We start from the raw sequence: 8,432 nt of genomic DNA, 5'->3' as shown, positions 1-8,432 counted from the left end.
CTGGCCTGCTATAGCCATAAACACATATCTTATCGCATTCGGACTATTATAAGAAAGGCTATAATTGTTACTTCACCTATTTTAAATGCTGCAAGTAATTATAGCACTTCTCGCAATAGTCCGAATAGGATAAGATATGTGCTTATGGCTATGGTAGAGCAGTAGCATATTATGATCTGTTCGGATTATTGTAAAAAGAGCTATATATCATCAAAAAGACAGCTATAAATTCAATTGAGGAGCAATTTAAAGGTGATGATCAGTTTATAGAAGTCGATAACGAAAAGCCAAGCAGTACTATGAGCAATCAAAGTTATTTCCCCATCGGTCAGTTCATATCATCAAAGTTAGCTATTCTCCATAGCGAAGTCTCTAGCTAGGAACAATGAGCCACAGATTAGTATGGTTTTGACGTTTTGGGTAGAGGCTTTTAATATGTGATTTGATATTGCATCGCCAATTGATTCACATTCAACTGCTTTTATTCCTATGTTATTGGCTTTTTCCCTAATCAAATTTGTATTTGTTGCTTTAGGTTCAGACTTAACACAAACCGCACATAGTAGCTTGATATATGGCTTTAAGTGCTCTAAGAACTCTTCCACATTTCTGTTACTAGTAACACCAAAAACCATATAAATACCTTCAGCAAAATTATCTTTTACCCACTGAGATAGTACTCTAGCAGCATCATTATTGTGTGCACCATCTAAAAATAATTGCCAATCTTTCGGTAGTAGGAAAATTAAATTACCTTCTTTTATAGACTCTAGCCGTGCAGGCCAATAAGTGCAGTGTAAACCTGAAGTGATATCCTCTTCTCCAATATCAAATTCATACTTTCCACTTAAAATACTACATGCTGCAATAGCATTGCCTGCATTAATCACCTGATGATCACCCTTTAAAGATGGCAAAGGAAATTCTATTGATTGAATAGCTGATTGAAAAACCATTTTGTTGTTCTTTTTTTTGCAATTCCATTCAAGACCTCCTCTATACAATGGAGATTTCTTATTTATTGCGTGGTGTTCTAGCGTGTTCACTATAGATTTTTCTTGCGGTGCTATTACGCAAGGAACATTAGGTTTCATTATTCCAGCCTTTTCACCTGCTATAATTTCTACAGTAGGGCCAAGATATTCCGTATGATCAAGTGCAATGGAAGTAATTATTGTTAAAATCGGATTATCTATAACATTTGTTGCATCAAGCCTTCCACCCATACCCACTTCAACTAAAGTTATATCTGCTTTATGACGAGAAAAAGCTAAAAAAGCTGCAATAGTTGCAGCTTCAAACAGAGTGATAGGTTGTTCTGCAATTACTGCACGACATTCTTCTAATAAGCTATATAATTCATTATCGTCGATATAGCTGCCGGCTATCACTATCCTCTCATTAAAACTCACTAAATGTGGAGAAGTGTATGCGTGTACCTTATACCCTGCTGCTTGCATTATATATCTTATAAATGCTAGTGTTGAGCCTTTCCCATTAGTTCCAGCTATATGAATTACGGGAGGCACTTTTTTCTCGGGGTTATCTAGTTTGCTAAGAAAGCCTTTTATGCGATCAAGAGAAAAATCATTCGGCCTGCTACCAAGTGGCTTAGGCCAATGAGGCATATATATCATGGATTGTTATTGCATTTTAATTCAGCTATAACGCTTGCTATGCCACGCGTGTCGATTTTTTCACTAAATTGATAACGTTGATTAATAGCAATACTTATTCCACTCATTACAACATCACTTATCAAGAAAGAACTGTTATTTTTAGTAACTTTAAAATCAATATTTGTAAATTCTTCATCACCGTAAGAAAATCTTGTACCAATTAAGCAAGTTTCATCGTCAACTGCTTTTGTACTCATTATGATCATTTCACTATCATGCATGTATTTATATAAAATTTTAACGCACAAACGCGTAAGATACACTTCATACTCTCTTAAAAAATCTTCTTTTTCTTTTTGTTTAACTAAAGCCCAATGTTTTCCTATGACGAATTGCGATATTCCTTTGAGGTTAACATTGTTTTGAATGACCTCCTGAAGCTTTTTTTGCACACATTCCCGGTTTTTTTTATTCTCCTTTGTAGATATACCATCCACTTGTTGCTTCATAGTATGCACAAAAATTTTGTGATCTGTACAATTAGTGTAAGCACTTGAAGAAATTACAATAAAAACAATGATAGTTAAAACTTTAGTAATGTTCATAAGATATATTTATTAGCTATGATACTTAGAATGCAAAGTTTAATAAAGATTAAATAATAATCGCTAGCTTTAATATATCTATAGACACACCTTGTATAAATCATCTACAATTAACTAAGGGTCTGTTCTATGCGTTATGAGTTAAGTTAAATTTCCCGAGCGATAATTTCTAGTCAAGGGAATTGCCTCTGTTAATTTCGTTGAAATTGATACGCGATGCCCACCTTAACTTTAGTCTCAGGAATCTACTAAGGCTGACGGTAGATACGGATCCTATTTTGATTGGTTTAACATTTATGCTTCATCAATACAAAGAACAGGGTGTTTTCCTATGTTTGCCTAATGAAGTATTCCAGATTGTAATTGATGTTGAAAGGTATCCTGATTTTGTTCCTTGGTGCAAAGCCGTTTATATAAAAGAAAAAATTAACAACCAAATGGTTGTGGATCTCCTCGCAGCTTTTCATGGAATTAAAGGTAGATATACATCAGAAGTTACTTCTCTTTCTCCAACTGGAACAAATGAAGGTTGGATAAAAGCTGTATCATCAAATGGAATATTTAAACATCTATACAATGAATGGCAATTCATTCCCATAGATGAAAATAAAACTATGGTAAAGTTTTATATAGAGTTTAAGTTTAAGTCCAACTCATTTTCCACTTTATTAAACTCAGTATATAAGTATACACAAAGTAAAATAATTGCTGCATTTAAAGATAGGGCTGAAAGCCTTGCTAAACAAAAGTTATCTTGACATTATTAATATAAATGTATAATTTTTTTTAGTAAGTTAAGTGTTTATATTGTAATGATTTTTAGACTATTGTTTTTATTAATTTTCATAAGTGTTAATTCTTATGCAGTTGTTAAGCAAGATTTATCCGATAACCAATACATTCAAAAAAAACCCAATGAAATAACATCAAATGAGCTATTATCGCCATTACCTAATGATAAATTATTAGGAGATCCAAAAGCACCAATTCTAATGATAGAATATGCTTCATTAACTTGTTATCACTGCTCTCTTTTTCATAGGAATGTTTTTCCTAAAATTAAAGAGAAATATATAGACACAGGTAAGATGTTATATATATTTCGTCATTTTCCTTTGGATTACAGAGGGCTAAAGGCTGCAATGCTAAGTCATTGCTACGAAAAACAAGAAGACTACTTTAATTTTAACAAAGCTGTTTTTAACTCAATAGATTCGTGGAATTACTACAATTTAAGTGATTTGACTTTACTACAAAGAATTGCTGCACTAAGCAACTTAAAGCAAGATGCATTTAACCAATGCATTAATGATAAGAAAATAATGGATAAAATCGTAAATGATAAATCACTGGCAATTAATAAACTTGGTATCACAGCCACTCCAATGTTTTTCATCAAGCTTAACGATGATAAATCATATATAGAGCATAATAAAGTTAAACATGGAGGGTATAAAGAGCTGAAATATTTCACTAATGTGATAGATAAATTATATGGAAAAGCTATAGTGAAGTAATACCACTGTAGCTTACCATATAAAAGACTCTATGCTGAGTCATTGTTTTTCACTACTGTTTGTTGTTTTTTACGCTCAAACTCTCTTTTTTTACTGTGCCAAGTGTAGTAATACATAGCGGTTTTATTCTCTATTAATACTATTGTCCCATCATAAAACTGAACCATATCCATAACTTTTCTCTGAGCTTCATCAAAACGTTCTTTATACTTTTCACGATAAGCTGGATTATGTAGTAACATAACCCCTTCATTCTTGTTAGATTTTTTGTTTAACGTTTCAACTTCACCAGCAATAGTATAAGACATATAACCCCCTCTAATTGATTATAAAAATTATATTTTAAAAAGAGAAATGCGCATAAACAATCCCTTTAATTCTAGCATAATAATCGACTGTTTATTATACTAGTTAACTATAGTACAATATATAATAATTTTTGTCACTTAAAATTTTATACTATGAAATAATAACTTAAAATAAATGTTTTTATTATTTTAAACTATATTATTATATTTATAAATTGTGTATGAATTAAGTCTCCCTAATTTATAATATATGCGTAATAATTTTAGTATAAAATTGTCATACATAAGAAATCTATTTGCAAAAGAATATAAAAAAATAGAAGAATATTGTATTCTTGAAAAAAAGCAACATATTCAAATTGGCCCTGAAGAAGGAAAGCTATTAAGTTTATTTATAAAAATCCATAAAATCAAAAGTATTGTTGAGATTGGCACGTTATAAGGTTATTCGTCGATTTGCATGGCAAAAGCTCTACTGGAAGATGGTCACATATATACAATAGAAAATAACCCTCAATGCTCAAGAATAGCAAAAAAAAATTTTAGTGCTTTTAATCTGAGTGATAAAATTACTCTAATAGAAGGCAATGCATTGGAAAAACTTAATGAATTATCAGCAAAAGCACCATTTGACATGATATTTATCGATGCTGATAAAGGTGGTTATCCTAAATATTTAGATTGGGCATAGTCATACATTAAACAAGATGGGCTAATCGTTGCAGATAACACTCTATTGTTTAACACAGTATTTTTAGAATCGCCTCCAAAAGAAGTATCAGAAAAATCATGGCATGCTATGAGGGAGTTTAATAATAGATTATCAGATGAAAAAAAATATTTCTCTATATTGATTCCAACTGATGAAGGAATGACTGTAGCTTTAAAGCTAACATAAGTTAAAAATCAAGGTCAGCATAATGTTTAGGAGGGATTAAACCGGAAACTCTCTCTAATAATATCTCACGAAAACAAGGCTTTGATTTAACAATGGAGTACCATTCTTTTAAAATTTTACTTTTTTCCCATGGAAAACTACTTACATAATCCATTACGGAAATATGCGATGCTAAAGCAATATCAGCTAAAGTGAACTTATCAGTTGCAAGCCAAACGTTCTTGTTAATTAAGTGTTCGATGTATTCCATATGGCAAGGCAGGTTATGCTGAGCTGCATGAAGAAATCTAGAGTCAGGGCTGCGGTTAGTAATTACTTTTTCATTCATAATATACTTAGTAACTTCATTGTAAAATTTGTTATCGAACCAATTGATTAGAGCGCGTATTTTAGACTTAATAATAGTGGATGAACCAAATAATTTGACGTCGCTATTGTAAGTTTCTTCTATATATTCACAAATGGCATTACTATCCGCTATTACAAAGTTATTATCTATTAATACTGGTACTTGCCCGGTTGGATTGATCTCCATAAATTCATTCCGTTTTTCCCACGGATTTTCATACACTAGATCACAGCTCAACTTTTTTTCTTTGAGAAGAGCTCTAACTTTTCGTGAAAATGGACAAAGAGGAAAATGATATAAAATCATAATATTCCTCTTTTGTTATCCCAATATCCTTTTTTTGTTACTCTATGGCTTGACCTACAACTGTACGAACTTTCTTTGTAGTCCACAGAAGTTTGCGTAGCAGGTGGTGTCATGCAAGTAGCTGACACTGGAATCCAGTTCTTATTATACAACAGCCTGATGTATTCATTTAAAATTAAGTTTTCTGGATCCAAGTAGTCAAGCACTGGGATGACAGAAGAAGAGTATTTTAGGTAACAGTTGTTTACTCCAAAGTAATGTTGCAAGAGATCTAACATATAAATTATTAAGGTTAATATAGGATATACCTTGCTAAATAAAAAAAAAAGTATAATATTTTATAAGGTATGCAGGCAAAAACTCTGTAATTTGGTCAGATCAGAAATGAGGCAGCCATATCGGAACCTTTTTGGGTTGCATACCTACTTCATTATTTATTTTATCCGAAGCTGTGAATATAGCATTAAAACATCGTCCTAGTAGCTTTAAAGATCTAGTAGGTCAAGATATATTAGTGCGTGTATTAGAAAATGCTTTTACTTTAAACAAAATTCCACAATCTATACTGCTCTCTGGTAGTAGTGGAGTTGGTAAAACCACCACTGCAAGGATAATAGCTTTATGTTTGAATTGTTCCCTGGGGCCAATTTTTGAACCTTGCGGATTGTGTGAAAATTGTCTAGCAATAAAAAATTCAAGCCATCCAGATGTGATTGAAATCGATGCAGCAAGTCACACTAGCATTGACGATATTAAAGTAATCCTGGGAGATATTTGCTATTCACCTATAAGCTCTAAATTCAAAGTCTACATTATAGATGAAGTACATATGTTATCCAGCAGCGCATTTAACGCATTACTTAAAACCCTAGAAGAGCCACCATCTAGTGTAAAGTTCATTTTAGCAACTACGGAAATAAAAAAGATACCGATAACTATTATTGCACGTTGTCAAAGATTTGATTTACACAACATTCCTGTAGCTAAAATAGTGGAACGTTTAAATGATGTTGCACAAAAAGAGAGTTATTCCATTGAAAAGGGAGCATTGGAATTAATTGCACGACATTCTGGAAATTCAATGCGTAACGCCTTGTTTTTGATGAATCAAGCAGTGCTATATAGCAGAGATGGTGCAATATCCACTAAAAATGTGACAGACATACTTGGCCTAGTGGATAAAGATATTATATTTGATCTATTAGGGGCAATATTAGAAGGTGATTTACAGAAAGCTCTATCAGTGTTTGACAAGGCGATAAAAACAGCAAACCCACTTAGTATTTTTGAAGGTCTATTGCAAACAATTCAGTTAGTATGCCGTTTTTTAATTACGAAAGAGATTGATAGTGCAGTTACAGAGCATGAAAAGAATAGGATAAAAGATTTAAGTATAAAGAGATCTTTAATATTTTTTTCGAGATTGTGGAAGGTGTTGCTTAAAGGTATTCAAGATATAAAAACTTCAACATGCAACGATGTTGCTGCTGAAATGATGTTAATTAGTCTTTGCTATCTCTCTGATCTACCTTCTCCAGAACAGGTGATCAAAAAAATTCTTTCACAGAATGTAGAGCAAGGAAATAGACAGGGCAGACCTGTTGCACCTTCCCCATCTGTCATCCAAGTAGCTGACTATTCGGATCCAAAAAAATATGTGGAAAGTAAACAACAACCCCACTCTGTCATCCCAGTGCGTGACACTGGGATCCATGTGGAAAATAAACAACAAAATTACTATTTTGATAAGATTTTGCAACTATTAAGGCGAAGTAACCAAATTTATCTTTACAAACAACTGTGTAATAATCTACAATTAATAGATTGTAAACCTGGATATTTAAAATTAAAAGCTGTGTCTAAGTTGGATAGTAATTTTTGCAATGATTTAAAAAATTACTTAAACCAGGTGACTCAGCAAGAGTGGGTTATTGCAGTTGATACAGGTTATATAAACAGGGAAGTGAGTAATTTAAATTATGCACCTGCAGTTAAGGATATCCTTGACACGTTTAAAGGTGCAAGAGTAGTTAATATAGAAAATAAGGAGTAAGTTGTGGATTTTAGTCAAATAATGAAACAAGCGCAAGAGATGCAAAAAAAGCTTGCAGAAGCTCAAGAAAAATATGTTGGGAAAGAGTTTCAAGGTATTTCTGGTGGTGGCAAAGTTTCTGTATTAGTGGAAGTCATAAAAATAGGTAGCTATAAAGCTAAAAAGGTGAACATAGACTTAGAACTTATGAGAAATGAGGAAAAAGATATAGTAGAGGATTTAGTAACAGCAGCGTTTAATGATGCCGTTAAAAAAGCAGAAGAAGATATGGCGAATGCAACTTCTGATCTTGCAGGTATGATGGGTTTACCATCTGGGTTTAAACTTCCTTTTTGAATTTACTACTGAAGTTTCTTTTAGTGTAAGTATTTTTTTTCTAATATTCCCAACGCTAGTACTTCTTCGTATAATGTACCTATACTAGCATAGCCCTACGTCATACCGTGATTCATTCCACAACTGTACAAACATTGCAATATGGCACATAGTAAACGATGTCATTCCAGTCTGGAATGGCTTTGTTGCATAGCAACTGAAAAAATCTGGTGGCTACTGACAAAATTCATTATAAAATAGCCATTTAACCTTGAAAGAAAAAATATGCCACAAAAAATGAGGGTCAGTAACCATAGCGAATATAACAAATTTCTAGAAAAAAGAGGAAATATTTTTCATTATATCAACGAAGCCATAGAAAAGTGGTACGAGAATGGTCCAAAAATACCAGGTGGCAACAATATTTATAGCGATAAAGTTGTAATTTTGGTGCACATAATA

At 32.5% G+C, this 8,432-nt stretch carries 8 protein-coding genes, 2 other RNA genes and 3 pseudogenes; 8 read left to right on the top strand and 5 right to left on the bottom strand.

Annotated elements, in window-relative coordinates; translation table 11 throughout:
* Positions 1-347: 347 nt before the first annotated feature.
* Both OZD68_RS00430 and OZD68_RS00425 read right to left on the bottom strand, forming a co-directional pair.
* Positions 348-1,637 (bottom strand): bifunctional folylpolyglutamate synthase/dihydrofolate synthase, encoded by a 1,290-nt coding sequence (locus OZD68_RS00430; protein WP_182309743.1) that lies wholly within the window; start codon positions 1,635-1,637, stop codon positions 348-350.
* Complete coding sequence (locus OZD68_RS00425; RefSeq protein WP_182309742.1) at positions 1,634-2,224, bottom strand: MlaC/ttg2D family ABC transporter substrate-binding protein; 591 nt, start codon at positions 2,222-2,224, stop codon at positions 1,634-1,636. The genes OZD68_RS00430 and OZD68_RS00425 overlap by 4 nt, the downstream gene beginning before the upstream one ends.
* 116 nt (positions 2,225-2,340) lie before the next feature.
* Here OZD68_RS00425 and ssrS point away from each other — a divergent pair.
* From ssrS to OZD68_RS00410, 3 genes are all read left to right on the top strand, one after another.
* Positions 2,341-2,501, top strand: a non-coding RNA gene (gene ssrS / locus OZD68_RS00420) — 6S RNA.
* 19 nt (positions 2,502-2,520) lie between these two features.
* A complete protein-coding gene (locus tag OZD68_RS00415; RefSeq protein WP_182309761.1) occupies positions 2,521-2,982 on the top strand; it encodes a type II toxin-antitoxin system RatA family toxin in 462 nt (153 codons plus the stop codon).
* A 54-nt stretch (positions 2,983-3,036) separates the two neighbouring features.
* Positions 3,037-3,741 carry a DsbA family protein gene (locus tag OZD68_RS00410; protein ID WP_182309741.1) on the top strand — a complete coding sequence of 235 codons (705 nt, stop codon included), beginning with the start codon at positions 3,037-3,039 and terminating at the stop codon, positions 3,739-3,741.
* Between the two features lie 29 nt (positions 3,742-3,770).
* Here the strand turns inward: OZD68_RS00410 and OZD68_RS00405 are convergent, their stop codons facing one another.
* The gene (locus OZD68_RS00405; RefSeq protein WP_182309740.1) at positions 3,771-4,049 is read right to left on the bottom strand and encodes a DUF2671 domain-containing protein; all 279 of its coding nucleotides are present in this window, start codon (positions 4,047-4,049) and stop codon (positions 3,771-3,773) included.
* A gap of 250 nt (positions 4,050-4,299) precedes the next feature.
* Here OZD68_RS00405 and OZD68_RS00400 point away from each other — a divergent pair.
* A pseudogene (locus OZD68_RS00400) lies at positions 4,300-4,947 on the top strand (O-methyltransferase).
* Position 4,948: 1 nt separating this feature from the next.
* Here the strand turns inward: OZD68_RS00400 and OZD68_RS00395 are convergent.
* Positions 4,949-5,602, bottom strand: coding sequence for a glutathione S-transferase family protein (locus OZD68_RS00395; RefSeq protein WP_182309739.1), 654 nt, complete (start codon positions 5,600-5,602; stop codon positions 4,949-4,951).
* A 92-nt stretch (positions 5,603-5,694) separates the two neighbouring features.
* Positions 5,695-5,817 (bottom strand): annotated as a pseudogene (locus OZD68_RS00390) (WPE palindromic element domain-containing protein); the annotation flags it as partial.
* A 121-nt stretch (positions 5,818-5,938) separates the two neighbouring features.
* Here OZD68_RS00390 and ffs point away from each other — a divergent pair.
* The 4 genes and pseudogenes from ffs to OZD68_RS06680 form a co-directional block, all read left to right on the top strand.
* An RNA gene (gene ffs / locus OZD68_RS00385) (signal recognition particle sRNA small type) lies at positions 5,939-6,038 on the top strand.
* A gap of 15 nt (positions 6,039-6,053) precedes the next feature.
* Positions 6,054-7,655 (top strand): DNA polymerase III subunit gamma/tau, encoded by a 1,602-nt coding sequence (gene dnaX / locus OZD68_RS00380; RefSeq protein WP_182309736.1) that lies wholly within the window; start codon positions 6,054-6,056, stop codon positions 7,653-7,655.
* A 3-nt stretch (positions 7,656-7,658) separates the two neighbouring features.
* Positions 7,659-7,991, top strand: coding sequence for a YbaB/EbfC family nucleoid-associated protein (locus tag OZD68_RS00375; protein ID WP_010963017.1), 333 nt, complete (start codon positions 7,659-7,661; stop codon positions 7,989-7,991).
* Between the two features lie 264 nt (positions 7,992-8,255).
* Positions 8,256-8,432 (top strand): annotated as a pseudogene (locus OZD68_RS06680) (IS5 family transposase); the annotation flags it as partial.

The organism is Wolbachia endosymbiont of Drosophila bicornuta (assembly GCF_028982105.1).
GTDB classification, from domain to species: domain Bacteria; phylum Pseudomonadota; class Alphaproteobacteria; order Rickettsiales; family Anaplasmataceae; genus Wolbachia; species Wolbachia pipientis.
The sequence above is the reverse complement of the archived record's forward strand: the minus strand, read 5'-3'. Positions and strand labels throughout refer to the sequence as shown.